The sequence below is a fragment of the Marivibrio halodurans genome (assembly GCF_017963645.1).
Taxonomy (GTDB): domain Bacteria; phylum Pseudomonadota; class Alphaproteobacteria; order UBA8366; family Aestuariispiraceae; genus Marivibrio; species Marivibrio halodurans.
The window spans coordinates 314,910-339,793 of the sequence record NZ_JAGMWN010000005.1 but is presented as its reverse complement, the minus strand read 5'-3'; the positions used below and the strand labels follow the sequence as shown (position 1 = coordinate 339,793).

The window sequence follows — 24,884 nt, the reverse complement described above, 5'->3', positions numbered from 1 at the left end:
GGAATGAATGCACGCATCCGCGCCCGGCGCGCCGTTCTATCGGGTGCGGCGGTGGCGGCGATCGGGCTCTTGCCGGTTTCCGCGCCCTTGGCTCAGGACGAGGAGGAGGCGCCGGGCCTTCTGGAGCAGGTCGTCGAGAACGCGCGCTATGAATCCGAAACGGTCCTGAGCCTCTATTCCCGCCCCCCCGATCAGGCGGCGGCGAACGGTGTCGAGAACCAGGATTTCGAGGCCTGGACCCATCTCAGCATGGAGAGCGACACCTTCCTCAATGACTACTGGACATTGGGGGTTGGGTTGGAGGCCGTGGCCTCGACCTATAGCGGGGCGGAACGGGGTCTCTTCACGCGGCCCGGCAGCCGCTCCGGTCATGGCCGGTATCTCGACGCCAGCCGGTTGACGTTGAGCTATCTCGGCGATGTGGTCGAGGTGACGATGGGCAAGGACTCCGTCCCCTTCGGCGTGGCGGAGATTTATTCGCCGACCGACATCTACGGGGCCGACAATTCGGTCAATCCGCAGCATGCCGTCGATTTCGGGGTTTGGCAGGTTCGCGCGGACGCCTATCTGGGCAGCGACCGTCTGACCGGCATTATCATGCCGGTCGAGGAGAACACGCCCGGCCCGCACGAAAGCTCGCGCTGGGGCGGTAGCAACGGGTCCGGCGGGTCCGAATTCGCCGCGATCGACATTCCGGGCCTGCCGCCCGGTCTGACGGCGGAGATCGAGGAGGATCTGCGCGGGGTCACGCCGGAGGAATGGGGCTATCTCGTGCAATATAAGGGCACGGCGACGGGCCTCGACTATTTCGTTTCCGGCTTCAACGGACCTGGTCCCTATCCGGTATTGAAACGGCCGCCGAGGGGACGATTGAACCCCTATGACAAGGTCTATCCCCGGGTGACCGTCGCCTCGTTCGGCGCGGCGGTGACGGAAGGGGCATGGAAGCTCTATGCCGAAGGGGTCGGCTATTGGGCGATGCGTGGGCGCGACGACGATCTGGCGCGCGGGCTGATCGGCGCGAAATACCGGGAAACCCGCCTCGCCAACAGCATGGGGTTGGATGAGATCACGCCGGTCGTGGAATATGCGCGCGAGGTGCGCCTGGACAGCCAGTCCGACCCCGATTACGTGCTCTCGTCGGAGGATGCGCGGCCGAACCGAAACAACATCATCGCGTCCCTTACCGTCACCGTGGACAGCGAGTGGAAATTCGGGGGGGCCTATAACCGGGCGTTGGACGAACGCGACAATCTGGCGAGCCTGTTCCTACGCTACGAGCCGACGGACAATCTGCGCCTGTCCTGGACGGCGACCCGGTACGAGGGGCCGGATGACACGCTGTTCGGGCGCTACGACCGTAACGACAATGTCGAGTTCGCGGTGAACTACCGTTTTTGATGCGTCCGGTCGCTATGTGGAGGTCACGCAACCTCGACGATCGCCTCGACCTCCACCGCGACACCCAGCGGCAGGGAGCCCGCGCCGACCGCGAAGCGTGTGTGCTGCCCCTTCTCGCCGAAGATGTCGCCCATCAGGTTGGAGGCGCCGTTTATCACCTTCGGATGGTCGGTATAGTCCGGCGTGGAATTGACGAAGCCACCCAGCTTCACGATCCGCGCGACCCGGTCGAGATCGCCGTCGAGGGCGCGCTTCACCTGCGCCACGATGTTGAGGGCACAGGCGCGCGCGGCTTCCTGTCCCTCCTCCAGCGAGAAGTCCCGGCCAACCTTGCCGACATAGGTGATCTCGCCGTTGCGGAACGGAACCTGGCCCGAGATATAGAGTAGATTGCCGACACGTAGCACCTGAGTATAGGCACCGGCCGCGGCGGGCGGTTCCGGCAGGGTGATGCCGAGTTCGTCGAGGCGGGCGTCGATCGTTCCTGCCATGGGGGGCTCCTTCGGACGGGGACTTAAACATGCGCGTTCGGCGCGCGTGGATCATAGTCGCCATGCGTGGGCTTTGCCAACGGCACGCGCGATTGATATCACCTTATGGGAAGTCACGATGACGCGTCCCCCAACGAGCGCGAACGCGTCCCTTTTCGAAAGCGAGAGCCGGAGCATGTGTGACGGTGATCCGCCACAAGACCGCGAAAGCGCACAGACCGGGTATGCCGCGCGCGTCGACGGGCTCGACGGCGTTTATCGCCTGGCGGCGGCTGTGCCGGATGCGGTGGTGGCGCCGGTGGTCCTGGATTCGCCGCATTCCGGTGCCTGCTATCCGGCGGATTTTCGACCCAGCGTTCCGATGCGCGACCTGCGCCGGGTCGAGGACGCCTTCGTCGATGAGCTTTTCGCCGATGCGCCGGCTTATGGCGCGGTTCTTCTGGCGGCGGAGTTCCCACGCAGTTTCATCGACCCCAACCGGGCGGCGGACGATATCGATCCCGGCATGATCGAGGGAATCTGGCCGGGCCGCATCGCGCCGACGGAGAAATCGCGCCTGGGGCACGGGCTGATCTGGCGCAGCTACCCGAGCGAGCGGCCGATGTATGATGGAAAACTGCCGGTGGCCGAGGTGGCGCGGCGGATCGAGGGATATTGGCGCCCCTATCACGACGCGCTGCAAGGGGAGCTGGAACGCGCCTATGCCGCGTTCGGCGCCGTCTGGCATATCAACTGCCATTCCATGCCGGCCTCCAGCAGCCCGGCCGTCGCGGGGCGGCCCGGCGCGCGGGCGGATTTCGTCCTGGGCGATCGGGACGGGACGAGTTGCGCGTCCGGTTTCACCGAATTGGTGCGCGACTGGCTGGTCGATATGGGCTATAGCGTGCGGCTGAACGATCCCTATCGCGGGGCGGAACTGGTGCGCGCCTATGGACGGCCGGCCCAGGACCGGCACAGCCTGCAGATCGAAATCAACCGGAGCCTCTATATGCGCGAGGCGACGGTGGAGAAGGTCCCAGGGTTTACCACATTGCGACGCGATCTCGGCCGTCTGGTCCAGGCGGTCTGCGATCATGCGCTCTACCAGACGCGGCGGATCGCCGCCGAATAGCCCGGAATACCGGATTGCACCGGCCAGTCCGCGCATCCCGCGCGGACCCCGGGCATTTGACGCGTGTTGATAAGGAGACAGGATATCATGCCCAAGGTTTACGGCCTGAGGAATTGCGATAGCTGCAAGACGGCGGTGAAGGCGCTGAAGGGCGCCGGCATCGACTATGAGTTCGTCGATTTCAAGAAGATGCCGCCCGACACTGAAACCACCATGCGTTGGGCCGAAGGTGTCGGCGCGGCCAAGTTGGTCAATCGCGGCGGGACCACCTGGCGCAAGCTGGACGAGGGCCAGCAGGCGCTGGCCGATGCGACGGAAGGGGCCGCGATGCTGGTTAAGGACAATCCGTCGCTCGCCAAGCGGCCGGTGATCGAACATGACGACGGCAGCGTGACGGTCGGCTTCGACGGGTCGGTCAAGGCGAAGCTCGGCATCGACTGAGCCCGCGGCGCGGATAGGGAAACAACGCGGAACTGGGGAGGTGATCATGGCGCGGCAGGATGGGCGGATTCCACTGCTCGGCTATGCGGACAGGCTGACGGTACGGCCGGGAGAGGAAATCGGCTTCAAGGTCTCCTCGCACGGGCCTGCTCCGTTCGATGCCTGGCTTACCCGTTCCATCACCGCCGATCCCAATCCGGACGGGCCCGGCGTGGTGGAGGAACCGGTGGCCGCCTCCTTCGCCGGACGCTATCCCTCCCGCGTGCAACCGTTCAATCCGGGCTCCCATATAGTGGTTGAAGGGGCCGGCGCTCTCGACCTGTCCCGTGGCGGGTCGGTCGAGGCGCGGATCTGGCCGACCCTGCCGGCCGATGGGCGCGAGCAGGTAGTGATCGCGCTTGGCCGATTGGTCCTCATGCTCGATGGCTCGGGACGCCTCGTCGGCCGGTCCGGGGAGGCGGCCGCCACCGTTTCGGAGCCGTTGAAGGCGGAGCGCTGGTATCGCATATGCCTCGATCTCGCGGACGGCCGGCTCTCGGTTTCCTGGGAGGCGCTGCCTCATGGCCGCGCCGATGCACCGCGCCCGGGCGCGCGTGGGGAGGCTTCGGTTCCTGCCACGGAAACGGTTTCCCCCGCCGCGGTGCTGACAATCGCCGCCCGCCTGGACGCGGACGGCGCGGCGATCGACCATTTCGACGGCCGGATAGAGGCCCCGGCGGTCCGCGACGGCGGGGGGAACACCCTCGCCACCTGGGATTTCGCGCGGCGGATCGAGAGCCTGGCGGTCGAGGATGCAGGTCCGCGTGGTCTTCATGGCCAAATCGTCAATCTGCCGACGCGCGGGGTCGCGGGCTCGCTCTGGGACGGGACCGTCTTCCGCTGGTGCGAGAAGCCGGCGCATTATGCCGCGATCCATTTTCACAGTGACGAGATCGTCGATTTCGGCTGGGATGACGATATCCGCTGGACCCTGCCGACGGACCTGCCGACCGGAATCTATGTCTGCCGCCTGAAATGCGGGGAGGCGGAGGACGCGATCCCCTTCTTCGTGCCGCCGCCCAAGGGCACGCGCACGGCCGATCTGGCGGTGCTGGTCTCGACCTTCACCTATTCGGTCTACGGCAATCACGCCCGGCCCGATTTCGCACCCTTCTGGCGCGACCGGTTCCGGGATTGGGGCGCCTATCCTTATAACCCCGCCGATTACCCGGAATATGGGCTCTCCACCTACAACCGCCACAGGGACGGCTCCGGCATCTGCCATGCCAGCCACCGGCGCCCGCTCTTCACCCTGAAGCCTGGCTACGCGACCTTCGGCTATGGCGAGGGCTCGGGCCTGCGGCATTTCCCGGCGGACAGCCATCTGATCGGCTGGCTGCATGCCAAGGGCATTCCCTATGACATCGTCACGGATGAGATCCTGGACGAGGAGGGGGCGGCCGCGCTCGACGGCTACAAGATGCTGACGACGGGCAGCCACCCGGAATATCACACCGCCAACACGCTGGACGCCTTGACCGGGTTCCGGAACGCGGGTGGGAAGCTCGCCTATCTCGGCGGCAATGGCTTCTACTGGAAGATCGCGCGTCACGAGGAACTGCCGGGCGCGATCGAGGTGCGCCGGGCCGAGGGCGGCATCCGCGCCTGGGACGCGCGGCCGGGGGAATATTACCATGCCTTCGACGGCGGCCATGGCGGTCTCTGGCGTCGGCAGGGACGGGCGCCGCAGCTTCTGGTCGGTATCGGCTTCAGCGCGCAAGGCCAGTTCGAAGCGGACGCCTATCGCGTGGAGGAGGTAGCCGGTGACGCGCCGGGCGCCTGGATTCTTGAGGGGCTGGAGGCTGGCCAATTGCTCGGCGATTTCGGGTTGAGCGGCGGCGGCGCGGCGGGCTTCGAGCTCGACCGCGTGGACCCGATGCTGGGCAGCCCGGAGGGGATCACGGTCCTCGCCCGCTCCGCCGGCGCGCCGGAAAGTTTCGTGACCGTGCCGGAGGAGATGCTGACCCACATCACCACGGTGAACGGCGAGCCGCCGGAGGCGCTGAAACGCGCCGACATGGTCTATTTCGACGTGCCGGGCGGCGGGGCGGTCTTCGCGACCGGCTCCATCACCTTCTGCGGCAGCCTGCCGCCGGACGGCTACGACAATCCGGTGAGCCGGCTTCTGGAACGGGTTTTCCGACGCTTCCTGGCTTAGAGCATGATGATATGATGTGGCCCCATCCGAGACGCCGCCTTCGGTCGTTTTTCCGGGCCCCCGGACCGCGTCGAGGCCGCTTGACGATGACCCATATCGCCCGCGCGTCCTCTCCTTGCCGGAAACCCGGAAAAACGATCTCGAGTGGGCCACATCATATCATCATGCTCTAGCCTTTCCCGGGTGCGGGCCACCGCAAAGAAAAACCTCCCCCCGGTCGCCCGGGGGGAGGTTCTCGGCGTCTCGAGAGACGCGGGCGTTATCAGACGTAGCTGATGTTGCCCGCCGAGGCGCGGCCGTCACGGCCGGTCTCGAGCTCGAACTTCACCTTCTGGCCTTCGGCGGGGCTATTGAGGCCCGCGCGCTCGACGGCGGAGATGTGCAGGAAAACGTCCTTCGAGCCGTCTTCCGGTTCGATGAAGCCGAAACCCTTGGTCGGGTTGAACCATTTCACGGTGCCGGTAGCCATGGCGTCCGTACTCCTAGTCTATTTAATACGCCGCGCGCGATATGCCGCGGCTGTGGCTCGTCGGTCGCAATTGAAAGGGACCGGCAGCCTTCGAGAGACGGACAGGTCTTCAGATTGGAGAGCGATAGCAGCCCCTATATCAAATGCTTGGGCCGCGAGTTCAAGGAAAATCGTAGGGCCCTGTTCCGATAAAAGCGCGGGTTAACGATCCCCGGACATCCGGCATGCTGGATTCCGGCGGCTTGCCACGTCGGGGGTGCTTTGGGAAAATCCAAACCACATCGAACATGGCGGAAGTGAAAAGGCGAGGAACGCATCATGGCGCGCGAGAGCGTGACGGCGGAAGTATCGGCGGACGGCAAGACGGTGACGCTCGATTGGGGCGGAGGGGCGACACGGCGCTTCCCCGCGCTCTGGCTGCGCGACCATTGCGAGACGCCGGAGAGCCTGCATCCCGATACCCTGCAGCGTCAGGTGGACGTCTTCACCTTCGAGCAGCTGATCCTGGCGCGCGAAGCCGCGGTGACGGACGGCGGGCGGGTGCTGACCGTGCGCTGGCGTAACGAGGACCATGAAAGCGTCTTGTCCCTCGATTTCCTGCGTCGCTTGGCGGAGGAAGGGGAGGCGTCGGAAGCGCCGCTCTGTGCGCCGGTCCTTTGGCCGGATGCGGGTGTCTGGGATGTCGATGCCTTGCCGAGCGTGCCGCATGCCCAGGTGATGGATGGCGATGAGGGCTTGCGCGCCTGGCTGGAGGCGGTCGCGCGTGACGGCTTCGGGCTGGTCGACGGCGTGCCGGCGACGCCGGAGGCGACGCGCGCGCTGGCGGAGCGGGTCGGCTATCTGCGCCAGACCGTCTTCGGCGATTTCTGGGACTTCACGGCAAATCTGGCGCGCGCCGACACGGCCTATACCAACCTGTCGCTGACGCCGCATACGGATTCGACCTACAGCCACGATGCCCCGGGCCTTCAGATGTTCCATGTCATCGAGTTCGACGGCGAGGGGGGCGAGAGTGTTCTGGTCGATGGCGTCGCGATCGCGGAGGAGATCCGCGCCAAGGACCCGGCCGCCTTCGAGGTCTTGAGCACGGTCGCCGTGCCCGCCCGTTACCTGGAGGAGGGACTGCATCTGGAGGCGCGGCGGCCGGTCTTTCGCCTCGACCGTAAGGGCGCCGTGGAGCAGGTGAGCTTCAACCATCACGACCGCGCGCCCTTCCTGCTGCCCGAGGCGGAGCAGGAGGCCTTCTATCGCGCCTACGGCCTGTTCCATCGCATGGCGAACGAACGCGCGCGCCAGCTCGTCTTCGGCTTGCGGCCCGGCCGCGCCCTGCTGTTCGACAATTGGCGCACCCTGCACGGCCGGTTGGCCTATCACGGGCGGCGGCGGCTTTGCGGCGCTTATCACAACCGGGAGGATTTCGAGAGCAAACTCCGCACGTTGCGCGGTATGGCACGGCAAGAGGCGGCTTGAGATAGACGGCCTCGGCCCGTAAAACGCTGGTCGGTGGCCGGACGGTACCGGCCTGGAAAATGACCCAAACAAGAGTCGGGCGATCGACGCGAGGAACGAACGGGCGACCGATCGGCTGATCGACATCAAACGAGCGAGGAGCGTCCCCATGACCGAGACCCTGCAACATTTCATCGGCGGCAAGTATGTCGCGGGCGAGAGCGGCCGCTTCGGCGACGTTTTCAACCCGTCGACGGGCGAGGTGTCGGGGAAGCTTCCCTACGCCACGACGGCGGAGGTGGATGCGGCGGTTCGTAATTCCCAGGCCGCGGCCGAGGAATGGGGCAAGACGGCGGTGCCGAAACGCTCGGCCGTGATCTTCAAGATGCGCGAGTTGATGGTGGCCCGGCGCGAGCAGTTGGCCGAGGTGCTCTGCAAGGAACACGGCAAGACCAAGCCCGACGCGCTGGGCGAGATTCAGCGCGGCATCGACGTGGTCGAGTTCGCGGCCGGCGTGCCGCATCTGATCAAGGGCGAATTCAATTCCAATATCGGCGGTGGCATCGATCTCTATTCGATCCGCGAGTCGCTGGGTGTCGTCGCCGGCATCACGCCCTTCAACTTTCCGGTCATGATCCCGCTTTGGATGGGGGCCATGGCGATCGCCTGCGGCAACGCCTATCTCAACAAGCCGTCGGAACGTGATCCCTCCGCCCCCAACATGCTGGCGGAGATGTGGAAGGAAGCCGGCCTGCCGGACGGTGTGTGGAACGTCATCCACGGCGACAAGGAAGCGGTCGACGCGCTGCTGCACCATCCGGACGTGCCGGCGGTCAGCTTCGTCGGGTCCACGCCGGTCGGCGAATACATCTATCAGGAAGGCTCGCGCCACAATAAGCGCGTGCAGGCCTTCTGCGGCGCCAAGAACCATATGGTCATCATGCCGGACGCGGACATGGACCAGGCTGTCAATGCGCTGGTCGGTGCCGGCTACGGCTCGGCCGGCGAGCGTTGCATGGCGATCTCCGTCGCCGTGCCGGTCGGCAAGGAGACCTCCGAGCGGTTGATCGAGAAGCTGGCACCCGCGGTCGAGGGCCTGAAGATCGGCGCCTGGGACGACCCCGATGCCGATATCAACGCGCTGATCACCCGTCAGGCGAAGGAACGTGTCGAGGGCCTGATCCAGCGTGGCGTGGACGAGGGCGCGAAGCTCCTGATCGACGGCCGCGGCGCGACGCTCCAGGGCTATGAGAATGGCTACTATGTCGGCGGCACGCTGTTCGATCAGGTGACGACCGAGATGGAGATCTACAAGACCGAGATCTTCGGCCCGGTTCTGTCCGTCATGGCGCCCTCGACCTACGAGGATGCGGTGCGGATGATCAACGATCACGAATATGGCAACGGCGTCGCGATCTTCACCCGCGACGGCGATGCCGCGCGCAGCTTCACCGATCAGGTCGATGTCGGCATGATCGGCGTCAACGTGCCGATTCCGGTGCCGATGGCCTTCCACAATTTCGGGGGGGCGAAGCGCTCCAAGTTCGGCGACACCCAGATGCACGGGCCGGAATCGATCCGCTTCTTCACCAAGATGAAGACGGTGAGTTCGCGCTGGCCGTCGGGCATCAAGGACGGTTATCAACTCGCCTTCCCGACCAACGACTAAGGTGGATGACGCCTTCGTCGTGGCGACTGGACAAAGCCTCCCCCGTCTTGTCGGGGGAGGCCGTCGTCGGGAAGGCGGGGGCCGGGAAGACGGGCACGGGGAAGACGGGCGCCGGCAAGGCGGGCATATGTTTCCTTAGCCGTTTCCGAACAGGACCGGAAACCAGTCCTGCCGCAGCCGTTGCCCCGGAATCATCCCGTGGCCCGGGAAGGGCGGCGAGGTGCGGCCCGGACGCTCGGCATAGCGCGCGTCGTCGCCAACCCAGCGCAGGGACAGCGCCCGGCGCCGGGCGGCGGTCAGGTTGCCGGGCGCGCCATGGGCCGTGCGGAAATCGAACAGGATCGCGTCGCCGGGCTCCAGCGCCCAGCTCAGGATATCGAAATTCTCGACGCTTGGGTCGGGAACCGGGCGATAGAGGCTGGGGTCGGGATAGAAATCGCTGTCGTCGAGCCAGCGCACCGGCGTCACCATCTTCTCCCACCGGTGAGAGCCCGCGATGAATTGCGGGCAGGTGTCCTCCGTCACGGGATCGACCGGAATCCACATACTGAGCGTCTGATGTCCCGCCACGAAATAATAGGGCATGTCCTGATGCCAGGGTGTCGCCTTGGCCGTTCCGGGTTCCTTGACCAGGATATGGTCGTGAAAGAACTGCGCGCTGCGTGAGCGCATGGCGGCGGCCGCGATTTCGGCGGCGGGGCTATCCTCCACGATCCGGCGGATCTCCGGCAGGCGTTGCCAGTTGCAGTAGTCGTCGAAGAAGCGCCCCGCCTCGCCCGGCTTCAGGTTTTCCGCCGCGTAGGGACCCGGCTCCGCCATGTTGCGCGCGATGCCGGCGGCGATCGTCTCGACATGCGCCGCGAAGGCGCCGCGCACCACGACGGCCCCATCCCGTTGGTAGGCGTCTATCAAGGTATCGTCGATCATGACGAGGATGCTATGGGGCGCCGGCCGGTCATGGCAAGCGCGCCGTGCGGCGGTCACTCCGACTTCAGGACGTGATGTTCCAGATCGATTCGTCCGACCGCCTCTCCCCGCGCGACGACCGGTGTCTCGGGGCCGGTCCGGCCATAGTCGAAGACCTGACTCGCCAGGATGAACCGCACCACATCCGGCGCGTCCGTGGCGGTAAGCGGCATCATGAGGCGGCGGGTATCGAGTGTCCGGCCTTGATCCCATTGAAAACGGCTATGCGAGAAGACGCAGGACCGTGTCTCGATCGTCTGATCATAGAGTCCGCGAATGAAGTCGTGATACTCTCCCGTCATGATTTGGGAAAGTGTTCGGCCGGTATAGTCGAAGCCCCAGGCCTCCACCTGATCCGTGCCGACGACGCGGAAAGTGAGTTCGATCCCCGTTACCTCGGCCAGCACCAAGGTCGATAGTGCCGAAGGTGTGTCGAGGGGGTCAAAGGCCGAACGCGGCGGCGGTTGCCCCGGCGCCGGACATAGCGCCTTCCAATGCTTGAAAAGAGCGTGCTGTCTTGGGTCGAGCACGTGAACCGCTCCCCACCGTGTGCCATCAATCCCGCCTTGGGTATCAGGGTAGGGTAAAACGATCGCCTCGACCAGGGACTCAATCGGGTACTCCGTATCCTCCCCCAGTCGGTGTTTGCAGGACGAAGACGTCGCCGGGGTGGACCGCGCGGCTGTCGGTGCCGCTCATCTCCTCGACCGTGCCGTCGGCGCGCTCGACCCAGTTGCGGCCGCACTGGCCGTCCTCCCCGCCCTTCAGGCCGAAGGGCGGCACGCGCCGGCGGTTGGAGAGGATGACGACCTCCATATCCTCCAGGAAGCGCAGACGGCGCAGCGTGCCGTCGCCACCCTTATGCTTGCCCTTGCCGCCGGTGCCCTCGCGAATCTCGAAACTGTCGAGCCGCACGGGGAACCGCCATTCCAGCACCTCCGGGTCGGTCAGGCGGGAATTGGTCATATGCGTGTGCACGCCCGCCGTGCCGTCGAAATCGGGCCCCGCGCCGGAGCCGCCGCAGACCGTCTCGTAATATTGATAGGTCTTGTTGCCGAATGTGGTGTTGTTCATCGTGCCTTGCGCGCCCGCCAGCACGCCCAGCGCGCCATAGATCGCGTCGGTCACCACCTGGCTGGTCTCCACATTGCCGGCGACGACGGCGGCCGGATAGACCGGGTTCAGCATGGAGCCTTCGGGTATCACGATGTCGATCGGCTTCAGGCAGCCCTCGTTCATCGGGATTTCGTCCTCCACCAGCGTGCGGAAGACATAGAGTACCGCCGCCCGGCAGATCGCCGAAGGGGCGTTGAAGTTGGTATCCCGCTGCGCGCTGGTGCCGGTGAAATCGACCGTTGCCTGACGGCGCGTCCGGTCGATCGAGACCGCGACCTTGATGACCGATCCGTCGTCCATCTCGTACGAGAAATAGCCCGGTTGCAGCACGTCGATGACGCGGCGGACGCTTTCCTCCGCATTGTCCTGAACATGGGCCATATAGGCCATGACGGTCTTCAGGCCGAATTGATCGACCATCTTGCGCAGTTCCTGAACGCCCTTCTCGTTCGCCGCGATCTGGGCTTCCAGGTCGGCGACGTTCTGTTCCGGATTGCGCGCGGGATAGCGGCCGGAGGAAAGAAGCGCGATCAAGGCATCGCGCCGGAAATCGCCGCGATCGACCAGCTTGAAATTGTCGATCAGCACGCCTTCCTCCTCGACCGTCCGGGAATTGGATGGCATTGAGCCCGGCGTCGTTCCACCGATATCGGCCTGATGGCCGCGGCTGCCGACATAGAACAGGATATCCGCGCCCTTCTCGTCGAAGACGGGGGTTATCACGGTGACGTCCGGCAGGTGCGTGCCGCCATTATAGGGGGCGTTCAGCACATAGACGTCGCCGGGCCGGATCGTGCCCTCGTTATTGCGGATGACGGCGCGCACGCTCTCGCCCATGGAGCCCAGATGGACCGGCATGTGCGGGGCGTTGGCGACGAGGCCGCCGTCCCGGTCGAAGATCGCGCAGGAGAAATCCAGCCGCTCCTTGATATTGACCGAGAAGGCGGTGTTCTGGAGCGTGAAGCCCATCTGCTCGGCGATCGACATGAAGAGGTTGTTGAAGACCTCCAGCATTACCGGATCGCTCTCCGTTCCGATGGCGTGCGCGCGGTGCAGCGTCTCCACCCGGCGCAGGACCAGATTGCCGATGGCGGTGAATTCCGCTTCCCAACCGGGCTCGACCACATTGGTGCCGGTTTTCTCCGCGATGATGGCGGGGCCCTTGATCCGGTTGCCGGGTTTCAGCGCATCGCGGTCATGGACCGGGGTCTCGTGCCGCGCCCCGCCGGAATGCATCGAGACGCGGGCCAGCGGTGCGGGTGTCGCGCCCTCCGCGCCTTCCTCGTCCTCGGCCAGGTCGAAGGTCTTGCCGACCGCTTCCACGGCGGCGTTGGCGGCGATCATCCCCTTGCCGGCCATCACGAAGCCGAAGCGTGCGCGGTATTCCGCCTCGAAGGCGGCGATCATCTGCTCCTTCGTGCCGAAGGGCACGTCGAGCGGCGTGTCCGACCCGTCATAGCGGATATGCACCCGCCGATGGATCGCGATCTTCTCCTCCGGCACGTCCTGGCCGGTCAGTTCGTCATGCGCGGACCGGGCCATGCGGTCGAGGGCCTCGGCCAACTCGCCGCTTTCCAGCGATCGGTCCAAATCCTTCTCGATCGACTGCTCGCGCAGCGCCCGCACGTCGGCCAGTCCCATGCCATAGGCCGATAGCACGCCCGCGAAGGGATGCAGCAGAACCCGGCTCATCCCCAGCGCGTCGGCGACCAGGCAGGCATGCTGGCCGCCGGCGCCGCCGAAGCTGACCAGGGTATAGTCGCCAACGTCATAGCCGCGCTGGACGGAGATTTTCTTGATCGCGTTCGCCATGTTCTCGACCGCGATCTTCAGGAACCCTTCGGCCACGTCCTCCGGCGCGCGGTCGTCGCCGGTCGCGGCGCGGATTTCCTCGGCCAGATCGGCGAACTTGCGTGCCACCGCCTCGGTGTCGAGGGGTTGGTCCTGGTTCGGGCCGAACACGGCCGGGAAGAAATCCGGCTGCAACTTGCCCAGCATGACATTGCAGTCGGTCACCGCCAGCGGCCCGTCCCGGCGATAGCAGGCGGGGCCGGGGTCGGCGCCCGCGCTCTCCGGCCCGACGCGATAGCGCGCGCCGTCGAAGCGGCAGATCGACCCACCGCCGGCCGCGACCGTATGGATCTGCATCATCGGCGCGCGCATGCGCACGCCGGCGACCAGGGTCTCGAAGGCGCGCTCCAATTCACCGTTGTAATGGGCGACGTCGGTCGATGTGCCGCCCATGTCGAAGGTGATGAGCTTATCGAATCCGGCCTGCGCGCTGGTCTTCACCGCGCCGACGATACCGCCCGCGGGACCGGAGAGGATGGCGTCCTTGCCCTGGAACAGGCGCGCGTCGGTCAGGCCGCCGTTCGATTGCATGAATTGCAGGCGGACATCGCCCAACGCCCCCGCCACCTGATCGACATAGCGCCGAAGGATCGGGGAGAGATAGGCGTCCACCACCGTCGTATCGCCGCGCCCGACCAGCTTTATCAAAGGGCTCGTCGCATGGCTGGTGGATATCTGGGTGAAGCCGGTTTCCTTGGCGAGTTCGGCGATCCGCTCCTCGTGCTGGGGATAGCGATAGGCATGCATGCAAAGGATCGCGACCGCGCGGATGCCGTCGTCATAGGCGGCGCGCAGCCGGGGCTCCAAATCCTCCAGGTCGAGTGGGGTCACCACCTCGCCCCCGGCGTCGAGGCGTTCCGCCACTTCCTCCACCCGGTCGTAGAGCAGTTCCGGCAGCACGATATGCCGATCGAAAAGGCGCGGGCGTGCCTGATAGCCGATGCGCAGCGCATCGCGGAAGCCCTTGGTCACGATCAGAAGCGTCCGGTCGCCCTTGCGCTCCAGCAGGGCGTTGGTCGCGACCGTGGTGCCCATCTTGACCGCGTCGATGGCCTCGGCCGGGATGGTGTCGTCCGGGCCTAACTCCAGCAGATCCCGCACGCCCTGCACGGCGGCGTCGGCATAGGCTTCCGGGTTCTCGCTCAACAGCTTGTGCGTCACCAGCCGTCCGTCGGGTGAACGTCCCACCAAATCGGTGAAGGTGCCGCCGCGATCGACCCAGAATTGCCAGCCGTCGCGCTGGTCGGCGACATCCTGCAAGCCCGCGGTGGGGCCGGCGCTCGCATTCTCGCTCATCGGCCAAGCTTTCCTGTCAGATCGTTCCCACCGACGCGGGCGGGGCGGAAGAAAAGGGCGGGCTTACCGGCCCGGGACGCAGGCCGATTTGAGCGGTTGCGGGATCGTGCGTCAATCCAGCGGCGGTCCGGCGGCGGTAAGGATGGGCCGTACCCTGCACCGACCCTCCGGGAAAAGCGCGGCCTGTTGTCTAAAATGCTCGCATTTGTGGCGTCGTTTCCCGCCATGATATAGTGAGGTCATGAGCGATTCCGCCGATGACCGGGGGCGGGAGCCGACGGTCGATACCGTATATCCACCCGTTACCCCCGCCGAGACGCGTGTCTCGCGGCCAAACGCGACACGGCGAATATGGGATGGGCGGCCGCCGATCGTGCCGGGTCGTATCGTGCCTGAGGATTTTCGGGCGCTGTATCGTGATTGGCTTTCCCTCCGCCATGGACACGCGGCGCCGTTCCAGTCCGCCCTATCGGCTGAAATGATGGCGCCGTGCCGTGCCGCGCTCGCCATGGTGGAGGTCGAGGCTCCGTTCCGCGCCCGGTATCTCTGGGTGGGGGCGGACTTGGTGCGCCTCTACGGCGCGGACCCGTCGGGAAGCTATGTCGATGGTCATTTCAGTGCGCGAATCAGGCGCGAGGTGTTGGCTGCCTATGAGCGTTGCGCCATGAAGGCGGAGCCGCTCTATAAGCGGCGAAAGCTCTTCGGGGTCATCGCGCGCTACGGGTATGACCGATTGATGCTGCCGCTTACCGCCAACGGCCAGCGTGTCGACCGGGTGTTGGTCGCGATTCGTCCGACCGATCCCCGTCTGACGGATGCGGCGCAATGGCGCGCCGACGCGCCCGCGCCATATGGCGGCCGCGTGGATTGATCCCCAAGCGGGGCTCTATCCGATCGGCTCCTTCCTCCGGCCCCCTGCCAACGCCCTGTTCCCGGGTCCATTCCGCCGAGGCATCACGCCATCGGCATGACGGCTCGAAGCAGGACGACCGATCCGACACCCAGGATCACCGCCGCCAGCGTCGGCAGACGCCATGCCGCCAGCACGGTGATCGCGGCCGCGATGCTCTCCGCCGGGCCGGTGGCGAGCGTCATCGGCGCCACCAGACTGGTCAGGACGGCGGGCGGCACGCTTTCCAGGGCCGCCTTGAAGCGGCCGGTCGGGTTGAGACGCGCGACCGCGACATAGCCCGCCCAGCGCGTGGCCAGCGTTACCAGCGCCATGCCCAGGATGGCCGCGAGATTCATCGGATCGAGACTCCAGAAACCCTCAGCCGTCATCGCGCGTCTCCCCCGCCGTGCGCGGGGCGGTGAGCGCCCCCGCCAGCGTCCCCGCGAGCGCGCCGGCGAAGATATACCAGACCCCCGGCACCGCCAGATGCACGAGCGTCGCGCTCGCGGCGGCGGCCAATACCGGGGCGGTGGAATGCCGGCCGCGCCAAAGCCCCACCACGAGGCACAGGAACACGGCGGTGAAGACGAAATCCGCGCCGATTCGCGCCGGATCCCGCACCAGGCCGCCGAACAGGCACCCGATCACGCCCGCCGCCGGCCATTGCAGATAGAAGGGGACGATCATTCCCAACACGTAACCGGGGCTGAGACCCACCCCCCGCGTCGCCCGGCGCATGCCGACGGCCCAGCTCTCATCCGTCAGGATGGTGATGTAGAGCGCCCGGACGGGCCCCGGCAGATGGCGAAGATGTGGGGCGATCGCCGCGCCCATCAGCACATGGCGGGCATTGACGAGAAGCGTCGTCGCGACGACCGCCAGCACGGGCGTCGGGCTCGCCCACATCTCGATCGCGATGAACTGCGCGCCGCCGGCATAGACGGCCGCGCTCATCAGCCCTAGCTCCGCCGGGCTCAGGCCCTTCTGCGCGGCGAGCGCGCCGCACAGCATGGCGAAGGGAACCGCGCCCAGCAGCAGCGGCAGGATATCGATCAGGCCCCGCCGCGCCTCGCTCGCGAAGGAGGCGGCCGCGGGGGAAGAGGGCGTGTCGCGCATCGATCCTTCCCGGTAATTCCATCGGAGTCGGGAGGACGCATAGCGCCGTTCACGCGCGCGGGCTTGCAGATTTGTGCGCCCCGGCCTGTGCGGGCCGGGGCGGTCGGTGTCAGGTGAGACAGCCGCGCCGGAAGGTGGCGGGCGTGACGCCGACGACGCTCTTGAAGACGCGGGTCAGATGCGCCTGATCGTAGAAGCCGGCCTCCAGCGCGGCGATCGCTGGCGTGGCCCCGGCCGCCAAGCTCCGCTTCGCGCGGATCACCCGGCGCGAGGTGCGATAGGCATGCGGCGTCACGCCGAGCGCCCGGCGGAAACAGCGGATCAAGCGATAGCGGCTGAAGCCGACCAGGGTGGCCAGCGCCTCCATCGACCAATCCTCGTCCAGGGTATCCTCGATCGCCTCGCACACGCGCGCGACCGCTTTGTCCTCCCGTCCGGCGGGACGATCCACCGGCGCATCCCGGCCGTGGCGCCCGATCAGCAGCGCCATGGTTTCCAGGAACGCCCCGTCGGCCTGCAATTTCTCCGGCGCTTGGCCGAGCAGGGCGTGGAGACGCGCCACGGCGTGCCCGACCTCCGGATCGGTCAGTTTGGCCTCGGGGAAATGCGGGGCGCGCGCCGGTCCGTCCGCGATCTCGCCCGCGATCTCCGCCATCAGGCTCGGGGCGGGATACATCATGCGATAGCGATAGCCGCCCTCCGCGGGACGGCCGTCATGCAGCTCGTGCGGGTCGAGGATCACGAGATCCCCGGCCCCCGCGACATGCTCCACCCCGCGATAGCGATAATGCTCCGCGCCCGCCAGGATGACGCCGAGGGCATAGGTGTCGTGGACATGCGGGGCGTAGACATGGCGAACGAAACGGGCCGCAAGGCACTCCAGGTCGTGCCAGCGTGGGTCGCGCCAGAATAACGTCGAGTCGTCGGCGCCGAGGGCCCCGGCGTCTATGGCCTCATATTGCGCGATGGCGCGGTTCGCTGGCGACCTCATGGCGTTACCCTAGCAGGAATGTTTCCCCGGCTCTTGTAGATTAGTGCGACCCCGTTCCCGCGCGCGCCGAGCCTGACAGCCCTCGGTGACTTTACCAGGGGAGGCGGGCTTGCAATTTCGCCGGCCACCCGCATATCTCAGGGGCTTTGCGTGGGGGGAAACACGCGTAAGCGAACCAAGGCGGGGTCCGCGATTCTTATGGATTTCATATTCGTGGCCGTTGGCTTGGCGATGTTGTTCATCGCCGGCGAGGGGGCTTTGCGCGGTGCGATCGGGTTGGCTCAAAAGCTCGGTGTGTCGCCCGCGATGATCGGGTTGACGGTCGTGGGGTTCGGGACCTCCGCGCCGGAACTGGTGGTGACGCTGGATGCCGCGTTGCAGGGGCAATCGGCGCTCGCCATCGGCAATGTCGTCGGCTCCAACATCTCGAACCTCTTGCTCATCCTGGGCGTGGGCGCGGTGATCTCCCCGCTGACCTGCGAGGCGGGCGCGGCCAAGCGCGACGCGGGCATGATGATCGGCACGGCCATCATTCTCGTCGCGCTCGGCATGACGGGCGAGATCGTGCGCTGGCAGGGCGCCATCATGGTGGCGATGCTGGTCGGTATCCTGTTCTGGTCCTATCGCTGCGACCGGCGGACCCAGAAGAAGGCCGCCGCCGACAAGGCGGCGGCGGACAGGGCCGCGGCCGAAGCCGCCGCGGAGGCCGGCACCGACCCCGACGATATCCATGTGAAGGAACTGGAGGAAGTCGGCGAGGTTCCCCAGAACATCTGGGTGATCCTGGCGCTCAATATCGTCGGGTTGGCGGGGTTGCTGTTCGGCGCGCATCTGTTGGTCGATGGCGCGACCGGTATCGCCTATCGATTCGGCGTGCCGCAGAGTATCGTCGGCTTGACGCTGGTGGCGCTCGGCACCTCGCTCCCGGAATTGGCGGCGACGGTGGTGGCCGCGCTGCGCCACCATACCGACGTCGCGATCGCGAACGTCATGGGCTCCTGCGTCTTCAATGTGCTGTCTATCCTGGGCATAACCGCGATCGTCCAACCGCTGGTGATTTCGCCGGATATTCAGGCGATCGATCTATGGGTCATGCTGGCGGCGTCGCTCCTGGTCATGGTGTTGCTGATCCGGGCCTGCACCATCGGCCGGTTCGGCGGCGCGGTGCTGCTTCTGGCCTATGTGGCCTATATCGGCAGCATGGCCGTGCGGTTCGTGCCCGCGATTTGAAATATCCGTCTCGAAAGCGCAATGGGGCGCTGCTACTCTCCGCGCCATCATGACCATCGATCCCAACCGCCCGTCCGCCATCCGCAACATCCTGCTGGTTACCTTCGACCAGTGGCGGTGGGATTGCCTGTCCGCGATGGACCATCCCTTGCTGCGCACGCCCGTGCTGGACGCCTTCGCGGCCGATGCGACGCATTTCGCCAATCATTGGTCGGTGACCTGTCCTTGCGGCCCGGCGCGCGCATCGCTCTTCACCGGGACCTATCTTCACCGGCACCGTTCCTTGCGCAACGGCACGCCGCTTGACGCGCGCTTCACCAATCTGGCGTTGGAGACGCGGCGCCTCGGCTATGATCCGGCGCTGTTCGGCTATACCGATATCTCGCCCGACCCTCGCGGGCGCGACGGCGCCGATCCGATCTTCGACAGCTATGAGGGCGTGCTGCCCGGGATGACCCGGGTCTGCCGGTTGGACGACGATTTCGGGACATGGTTCGCGGATTTGAAGGCGAAGGGCTTCCCCGTTCCGGAGAAACCCTGGGATATCTTCCGTCCGACGGCGGAAGCGCTGGCCGAGGCGGAGGCGGCGGGTCGCGCCTATTGCGCGGCACCCGCGCGCTACAAGGCCGCCGACAGCAACGGCGCCTTCCTGACCAACGAGGTGCTGCGTTACCTGGAGGCGCGGGGTGGCGCCCCGTGGTTCGCCCATGTCAGCTATATCAGCCCGCATCCGCCCTTCATCGCGCCGGCGCCCTATCACGCGCGCTACGCGCCGGAGAAGACGCCCGCGCCGGTCCGCGCGGAAAGCGCGTGGGCGGAGGCGTCGGTCCATCCCTTCCTGGATTTCAAGATCAACGGCCGGGCCGGCGGCACCAATGCCGGTGTCGGCGCTTTCGTCGGCCGGTCGGTCGCGCCCGCGGAGATGGCGGACGAGGAACTGGCCCAACTTCGCGCGACCTATTACGGCATGATCAACGAGGTGGAGGACTGCTTCGCCCGAATCCTCGATTGGCTGCATGAAAACGATGCCTATGACGAGACGCTGATCGTCCTTACCTCCGATCATGGGGAGCAGTTGGGCGATCACTGGATGCTCTCCAAGACCGGCTTCTTCGACGAGAGCTATCGCGTGCCGCTGATCGTGCGCGACCCCCGCCCGGAGGCGGCCGCCGGGCGCGGCCGACGGGTGGAGGCCTTCACCGAATCGGTCGATGTGGCGCCCACGGTGCTGAGCCTCCTGGGCGCGCCGGTGCCGCGCGGCATGGATGGGGTCCCGCTCCTTGCCTGGCTGGAAGGAAGGACGCCGGCGCGTTGGCGCGATGCCGCGCATGTGGAATATGATTTCGGCGATCCGGTCGGGCGTGGGGCCGAGCGTGCCCTCGGCCTGCGCAGCCAGGATTGCGGGCTCGCCATGATCAATGACGGGCGCTTCAAATACGTGCATTTCCAGGCCCTGCCGCCGCTGCTCTACGATCTGGAGGCGGACCGGCATCAATTGGTGAACCGGGCGGACGACCCGGCCTATCGCGAGGTCCTGGCGGAGATGCGCGCGAAACTGCTGTCCTGGCGGATGGCGAGCGACGAACAGACCTTGACCCATTACCATATCGATCGCGGAGCGACGGCATACGAGGATGAACGCTTCGAGGGCGCGCTGTGAGCGAGCCCGTGTCCCGTTACCATCCGCGTACCGATGTCCCCCGCCTGATCGCCCATCGCGGGGCGAGCGCGCGGGCGCCGGAGAACACCATCGCCGCCTTCGAGGAAGCCGCCCGCCTGGGTGTCCGGTGGGTGGAATTCGATGTGATGCTTTGCGGCGACGGGACGCCCGTGGTGATCCATGACGAGACGCTGCGCCGCACGACCGGCACGGAAGGGCGGGTCGCGGAGACGGGATTGGACGCGTTGAAGCGGCTTGATGCCGGGCGGTGGTTTTCCGCCGCCTTCGCGGGGGAGGCCGTCCCGACCCTCGTGGAGGCGCTGGCGGCGCTCGACCGCCTCGACCTCGGCGCCAATGTGGAGATCAAGCCGGCCGAGGGCCATGAGGTCGAGACCGGGGAGGCCGTCGCCCGCCTGCTGCGCGATCACTGGCCCGCGCGCCTGGCGCCGCCGGTCGTCTCCAGCTTCTCGCCGGATGCCCTGCGCGCCGCGCATGCGGTCCATCCGGGACATGACTATGCCCCGCTTTTCGATGCGATCGGCGTGGATTGGCGCGCCCATATGGATGCCGTCGGCGCCCAGGCGCTGCATTGCGATGCGGTGCGCCTGACGGCGGACCGGGCGGCGGCGGTCGTCGCCACCGGCGCGGCGATCCGCTGCTATACGGTCAACGATCCGGCCGATGCGCGGCGGCTCCTCGCCATGGGGGTGGAGAGCGTCTTCTCGGACGATGCGATCCCGTTGGATTGAGGCGCGGGTCCCGCCTCCCTCTGCCGGAGCGGAAAGAGAGGCGGGAACGGGGCGTTAGCCCATCCGCATCCGTGCCTCGATCTCCGCGATCACGTCCGCGACATCGGCGACCGTGTCGACCACGAAATGCGCGCCGGCACGGGCCAGCTTCTCGCCCGCCTTGGCGCGCAGCGGGGCCTGTCCCTCGGGCGAAAGGGCGCTCCATTCCTCGAAGGACAGCCCGACCTCGTTACCGGAACAGGCCAGCCCGATGGTCCACATGCCGGCGGCCAGCCCGGCCTCGATGCCCGGCGCGCTGTCGTCGACATTGACGCAGGCCCCGACATCCGCGACGCCGAGATTGAGCGCGCTTTGCAGGCACATATCCGGCTTCGGCCGGCCTTGCGCGACATCGCTGGCGCAGACGAGGCTGTCGGGCACGATCCCCTGATCGGCGAGCTTTCCGGTCAACGCCCGCATTACCTCGCGCGGGTAGCCGGTGGTGGTGCCGATCTTCTTCCCCGCCTCGCGCAAGCGCGCGAAGCACTCGACCGCGCCGGGAATGACCGTCGCGTGGCTTTGCAGGCATTCGACCTGAAGCGGCAGGAACTCTTCGTACATCGCGTCGATATCGGCTTCCGTCGGGGCCTTGCCGTGGGCGGCCTCCCAGCGCGCGGCGACGCCCGGCATGGCGCACATCTGGGCGATGTGATCGCGCTTGGCCGCGCCCATCGGGCCGCGCGCCTCCTCGACCGAGACCTGAACCTGCCTGCGCTTGAAAAGCTCGACGAAGGCCATCACCGGCGCGGTCGAGCCGAAATCGACGATCGTGCCGGCATTGTCGAACAGAACGGCCTCGACCGGTCCGATGTGGCGGCGGGTATAGCGGTAGGTCATGGGGCTGAAATCCTCTCCATATTCTTGCAAATCCGTCAGGCGGCGACGCTCGTCACGCCCATTTCCGCCAAGACGGCATCGACGGCGGCGAGCGCGCCTTCCATGTCCGCGCGGGCGAGCCGGCCGATGCAGCCGATGCGGAAGCTCTCCGCGACCGTCAGCTTGCCCGGATAGATCAGATAACCGCGCGCGGCGAGTCCGTCATAGAAGCGCGTGAAGTCGAAGGCCGGGTCGGCCGGCATCCGGAAGGTGACGATGATCGGCGCCTGCAATTCGTCGGGCAACAGCGTCTCGAACCCGCGCGTCCGCATGCCGTCCACCAGCACTTGGCAGTTCTCCGCATAACGGGCGCCGCGCCCGGTGACGCCACCCTCCGCCGCGTGCTCCGCGATCGCCTGGTCCAGGGCCGCGATGACGTGGATCGGCGGGGTGAAGCGATATTGGCCCGTCTTCTCCAACACCGCCTGTTGGTCGGCGAGATCGAGGGCGAGCGAGGGCGCGTTGCCCGCCGCCGCGGCGAGGGCCCCGCGTTCGCACAGCACGAAGCCGAGGCCCGGCACCCCCTCCAGGCATTTGTTGCTGGAGGCGGCGAGCGCCTGGAACGGCACCTCCCCGGCGTCGAGCGGCAGGGCGCCGAAGGCACTCATCGCATCGATCAGCAGCGCGCGGCCGGCGTCGGCGACGAGGGTGGCGATCTCCTCCACTGGGTTCAGGATGCCGCTCGTCGTCTCGCACTGCACGGCGAGGACATGGGTGATCGCCTGATCCTCCGCCAGGCGCCGCTCCAGCGCGGCGAGGTCGGGGGGCGTGTCCTCCGGCGTTTCCAGCGTGGCGACGGCGCGGCCGATGCGCGCGCAGATGCGGGCGGCCCGCGTTCCGTAGGCGCCGTTGACCAGCACCAGAAGTTTGCCGTCGCGCGGCACCATGGTGCCGATCATGGCCTCCACCGCGAAGGTGCCGCTGCCCTGCATCGGCACGCAGGCATGGGTGGCGGTGGCGTTCGCCATCCCGGCGATGCGGGCCAGGACCCGTTCGTTCATTTCGAGAAAGGTCCTGTCGCGGGACCCCCAGTCATGCAGCATCGCCCGCTTGACGCTGGCCGATGTGGTCAGCGGCCCCGGAGTCAACAGCAGGGGATCGCCGGTCTCGCTCGCGCCGCGCCCGTCTGCTTCTCGATCCGTCATCGTCTTCGCCTTTCGCTCGCGCCGATATCCTCGGTAGCCGTCAGATAGCGTTCGGCGGACATCGCGTCCAATCGATAGGAAGCATATCGGGGATAGGTTTCATCTATGCGTATCCGCGGGCCCGTTCCATTGCGTCAAAGCCTTTGCCAAGCGGCGGGGAAGGCGCGTACCGTCCAGTCATGACCGGAACGGCAGCTACCATCGACGAGGCGACCCGCGCGGCCTACCGCCGCGACGGTGTCGTGTGCCTGCACGGCGTGATCGGACGCCGTTGGCTCGACCTGATCGCCGAGGGGATCGAGGCGGATCGTGCCGCGCCCGGCCGGTTCTTCCGCGACCAGACGCCGGAGGGGTCGCCCGCCCGCTATCTCTTCAGCTATTGGATGTGGCCGGACAATCCGCCGATCGCGACGGTCGCCCGGGAGGGGCCGGTTCCGGCGATCGCCGCCGGCCTGCTGGGGGCGGAGCGCGCCTATCTTCTGATGGACAACTGGTTCCTGCGCGAGGCCGGGGCGGTCAACGGCGCGCCCTGGCATCATGACGAACCTTATTTCGATTTCACCGGCGGCGGCATGTGCGCGGTCTGGATTCCGTTGGAACAGGCGTCCCCGGAGGAGGGGTTGAGCTTCATCGCCGGCTCGCACCGCGACTATCCCCTGTTTCAACCGAAGAACTTCAAGCTGGACCAACCGTTCGACGGGGTGGCGGAGGAGTACGCCGCGATGCCGGATTTCTCCGACCCGTCCTTCGACGATCGGCGGCTGTCCTGGGCGATGGCGCCGGGCGATTGCCTGGTCTTCGATCTGCGCACGGTTCATGGGGCGAGCGCGGGGCGCCGGCCGCTGGATAAGACGATCCGGCGGCTTTCCCTGCGCTATGGCGATCAGGATGTCCGGTTTCATCCGCGCGGCCCTTGGACGGCGGAGACGGCGGAATTCCTGATGGAACGGGGACAGCGGACGGACGCCCCGCTCGACTGCCCGATGCTGCCCCGTGTCTGGCCGCCGGAGGCCGGCGCCGAACGGGCGGAGCCGGCGGAAGCGTGAGCGCGCCGCGTCCCCTCGGCCCCGACCCGGGGGCACGCCGATTGGCCCGGCCCGACCGGGAGGACCCGTTCGCTCCCTTCCTCGATCTCGTGGCGGCGCATCTGCGCGCCCGCGCCAAACGGGAAGGAGCACGGATCGCGGACGAGATCGATGGCGTGACCGCCGCGCGCCCGCGCCGGTCCGCGCGAAGCCGCGCGCCGGCGACGGCCTTCCTCGATTCGGCGTTGGCGTTGAGCGCGCCCGCGACGGCGGATCTCGTCGGCGCGGTGGCGAGCCTGCGCGGACAACTCGACTGGATGCGCCCGGACGCGTCGGAAACCGGCTGGGAGGTCGCGGGCCGTGTCGCCTGGGCGGAGATCGTCGGCCCCCGCGCCCCGGTGCCGAGCGACCGGTTCCGCCTCGGCCTGCATCTCCAGGCGCCGCGCACCCATTATCCTTCCCATCTGCATGCGGCCGACGAGCTTTACCTGACCCTGGCGGGGGAGGCCTGGTGGGCGCGTGGCGGGACATGGAGCGGCACGCCCGACAAGGCGGGAAGCCTGCGCCTGCATGCGCCATGCGAGCCGCATGCGACCGAAACCCGACCGAAGCCGATGCTGGCTCTCTATGCCTGGTGGGGCCCCGGCGCCTCGCCGGGGCTGGAGGCCTATCGGACGCTCTGACCTGTGAAGGGAAACGGGATG

General features: G+C 67.0%; 22 protein-coding genes. 12 read left to right on the top strand and 10 right to left on the bottom strand.

Going from position 1 to position 24,884, the window contains the following annotated elements; all coding sequences use genetic code 11:
- The first annotated feature begins 3 nt into the window (after positions 1 to 3).
- Positions 4 to 1,401, top strand: a complete 1,398-nt coding sequence (locus KAJ83_RS12765) for a hypothetical protein (RefSeq protein ID WP_210682455.1) — start codon at positions 4 to 6, stop codon at positions 1,399 to 1,401.
- A gap of 23 nt (positions 1,402 to 1,424) precedes the next feature.
- Here KAJ83_RS12765 and KAJ83_RS12760 read toward each other — a convergent pair whose 3' ends face one another.
- Entirely contained in the window at positions 1,425 to 1,892 is a 468-nt protein-coding gene (locus KAJ83_RS12760; RefSeq protein ID WP_210682454.1) for a RidA family protein, read from the bottom strand.
- 175 nt (positions 1,893 to 2,067) lie between these two features.
- Here KAJ83_RS12760 and KAJ83_RS12755 point away from each other — a divergent pair, with 175 nt between their 5' ends.
- From KAJ83_RS12755 to KAJ83_RS12745, 3 genes are all read left to right on the top strand, one after another.
- Positions 2,068 to 3,003 (top strand): N-formylglutamate amidohydrolase, encoded by a 936-nt coding sequence (locus KAJ83_RS12755; RefSeq protein WP_210682453.1) that lies wholly within the window; start codon positions 2,068 to 2,070, stop codon positions 3,001 to 3,003.
- Positions 3,004 to 3,090: 87 nt separating this feature from the next.
- Positions 3,091 to 3,444: an ArsC/Spx/MgsR family protein gene (locus KAJ83_RS12750; protein ID WP_210682452.1), complete on the top strand. Its 354-nt coding sequence runs from the start codon at positions 3,091 to 3,093 to the stop codon at positions 3,442 to 3,444.
- Positions 3,445 to 3,490: 46 nt separating this feature from the next.
- Positions 3,491 to 5,641: a N,N-dimethylformamidase beta subunit family domain-containing protein gene (locus KAJ83_RS12745; protein ID WP_210682451.1), complete on the top strand. Its 2,151-nt coding sequence runs from the start codon at positions 3,491 to 3,493 to the stop codon at positions 5,639 to 5,641.
- A 262-nt stretch (positions 5,642 to 5,903) separates the two neighbouring features.
- Here KAJ83_RS12745 and KAJ83_RS12740 read toward each other — a convergent pair whose 3' ends face one another.
- On the bottom strand, positions 5,904 to 6,110 hold the full coding sequence (locus KAJ83_RS12740; RefSeq protein WP_210682450.1) for a cold-shock protein: 207 nt from the start codon (positions 6,108 to 6,110) through the stop codon (positions 5,904 to 5,906).
- A gap of 318 nt (positions 6,111 to 6,428) precedes the next feature.
- Between KAJ83_RS12740 and KAJ83_RS12735 the strand changes: the two genes are divergently transcribed.
- Together KAJ83_RS12735 and KAJ83_RS12730 are read left to right on the top strand one after the other, a co-directional pair.
- Entirely contained in the window at positions 6,429 to 7,580 is a 1,152-nt protein-coding gene (locus KAJ83_RS12735) for a trimethyllysine dioxygenase (RefSeq protein ID WP_210682449.1), read from the top strand.
- A 148-nt stretch (positions 7,581 to 7,728) separates the two neighbouring features.
- Positions 7,729 to 9,228: a CoA-acylating methylmalonate-semialdehyde dehydrogenase gene (locus KAJ83_RS12730; RefSeq protein WP_210682448.1), complete on the top strand. Its 1,500-nt coding sequence runs from the start codon at positions 7,729 to 7,731 to the stop codon at positions 9,226 to 9,228.
- A 135-nt stretch (positions 9,229 to 9,363) separates the two neighbouring features.
- Here KAJ83_RS12730 and KAJ83_RS12725 read toward each other — a convergent pair whose 3' ends face one another.
- From KAJ83_RS12725 to KAJ83_RS12715, 3 genes are all read right to left on the bottom strand, one after another.
- Positions 9,364 to 10,155: a phytanoyl-CoA dioxygenase family protein gene (locus KAJ83_RS12725; protein WP_210682447.1), complete on the bottom strand. Its 792-nt coding sequence runs from the start codon at positions 10,153 to 10,155 to the stop codon at positions 9,364 to 9,366.
- Positions 10,156 to 10,208: 53 nt separating this feature from the next.
- A complete protein-coding gene (locus KAJ83_RS12720) occupies positions 10,209 to 10,724 on the bottom strand; it encodes a PAS domain-containing protein (protein ID WP_210682446.1) in 516 nt (171 codons plus the stop codon).
- A gap of 79 nt (positions 10,725 to 10,803) precedes the next feature.
- Positions 10,804 to 14,457 (bottom strand): hydantoinase B/oxoprolinase family protein, encoded by a 3,654-nt coding sequence (locus tag KAJ83_RS12715; protein ID WP_210682445.1) that lies wholly within the window; start codon positions 14,455 to 14,457, stop codon positions 10,804 to 10,806.
- Between the two features lie 241 nt (positions 14,458 to 14,698).
- Between KAJ83_RS12715 and KAJ83_RS12710 the strand changes: the two genes are divergently transcribed.
- Positions 14,699 to 15,328 (top strand): PAS domain-containing protein, encoded by a 630-nt coding sequence (locus KAJ83_RS12710; RefSeq protein WP_210682444.1) that lies wholly within the window; start codon positions 14,699 to 14,701, stop codon positions 15,326 to 15,328.
- An 83-nt stretch (positions 15,329 to 15,411) separates the two neighbouring features.
- On the opposite strand, the gene KAJ83_RS12705 is transcribed toward KAJ83_RS12710, so the two are convergent.
- The 3 genes from KAJ83_RS12705 to KAJ83_RS12695 form a co-directional block, all read right to left on the bottom strand.
- Positions 15,412 to 15,738 carry an AzlD family protein gene (locus tag KAJ83_RS12705; protein WP_210682443.1) on the bottom strand — a complete coding sequence of 109 codons (327 nt, stop codon included), beginning with the start codon at positions 15,736 to 15,738 and terminating at the stop codon, positions 15,412 to 15,414.
- Positions 15,728 to 16,465 (bottom strand): AzlC family ABC transporter permease, encoded by a 738-nt coding sequence (locus tag KAJ83_RS12700; protein WP_210682442.1) that lies wholly within the window; start codon positions 16,463 to 16,465, stop codon positions 15,728 to 15,730. The genes KAJ83_RS12705 and KAJ83_RS12700 overlap by 11 nt, the downstream gene beginning before the upstream one ends.
- A 109-nt stretch (positions 16,466 to 16,574) precedes the next feature.
- The gene (locus KAJ83_RS12695) at positions 16,575 to 17,456 is read right to left on the bottom strand and encodes an AraC family transcriptional regulator (RefSeq protein ID WP_210682441.1); all 882 of its coding nucleotides are present in this window, start codon (positions 17,454 to 17,456) and stop codon (positions 16,575 to 16,577) included.
- A 198-nt stretch (positions 17,457 to 17,654) separates the two neighbouring features.
- Between KAJ83_RS12695 and KAJ83_RS12690 the strand changes: the two genes are divergently transcribed.
- From KAJ83_RS12690 to KAJ83_RS12680, 3 genes are read left to right on the top strand one after another with little or no spacing between them, the layout of a single operon-like run.
- Complete coding sequence (locus KAJ83_RS12690) at positions 17,655 to 18,686, top strand: calcium/sodium antiporter (RefSeq protein ID WP_281413135.1); 1,032 nt, start codon at positions 17,655 to 17,657, stop codon at positions 18,684 to 18,686.
- Between the two features lie 49 nt (positions 18,687 to 18,735).
- A complete protein-coding gene (locus KAJ83_RS12685) occupies positions 18,736 to 20,346 on the top strand; it encodes an alkaline phosphatase family protein (RefSeq protein ID WP_210682439.1) in 1,611 nt (536 codons plus the stop codon).
- Entirely contained in the window at positions 20,343 to 21,095 is a 753-nt protein-coding gene (locus tag KAJ83_RS12680; RefSeq protein WP_210682438.1) for a glycerophosphodiester phosphodiesterase family protein, read from the top strand. Before KAJ83_RS12685 ends, KAJ83_RS12680 begins: the two co-directional genes overlap by 4 nt.
- A gap of 54 nt (positions 21,096 to 21,149) precedes the next feature.
- On the opposite strand, the gene phnX is transcribed toward KAJ83_RS12680, so the two are convergent.
- Complete coding sequence (gene phnX, locus KAJ83_RS12675; protein WP_210682437.1) at positions 21,150 to 21,971, bottom strand: phosphonoacetaldehyde hydrolase; 822 nt, start codon at positions 21,969 to 21,971, stop codon at positions 21,150 to 21,152.
- A 35-nt stretch (positions 21,972 to 22,006) separates the two neighbouring features.
- Positions 22,007 to 23,155: a 2-aminoethylphosphonate--pyruvate transaminase gene (locus KAJ83_RS12670; protein WP_210682436.1), complete on the bottom strand. Its 1,149-nt coding sequence runs from the start codon at positions 23,153 to 23,155 to the stop codon at positions 22,007 to 22,009.
- Positions 23,156 to 23,334: 179 nt separating this feature from the next.
- Between KAJ83_RS12670 and KAJ83_RS12665 the strand changes: the two genes are divergently transcribed.
- Positions 23,335 to 24,201: a phytanoyl-CoA dioxygenase family protein gene (locus tag KAJ83_RS12665; protein WP_210682435.1), complete on the top strand. Its 867-nt coding sequence runs from the start codon at positions 23,335 to 23,337 to the stop codon at positions 24,199 to 24,201.
- Positions 24,198 to 24,863 carry a dimethylsulfonioproprionate lyase family protein gene (locus KAJ83_RS12660; protein WP_210682434.1) on the top strand — a complete coding sequence of 222 codons (666 nt, stop codon included), beginning with the start codon at positions 24,198 to 24,200 and terminating at the stop codon, positions 24,861 to 24,863. The genes KAJ83_RS12665 and KAJ83_RS12660 overlap by 4 nt, the downstream gene beginning before the upstream one ends.
- Positions 24,864 to 24,884: the final 21 nt, after the last annotated feature.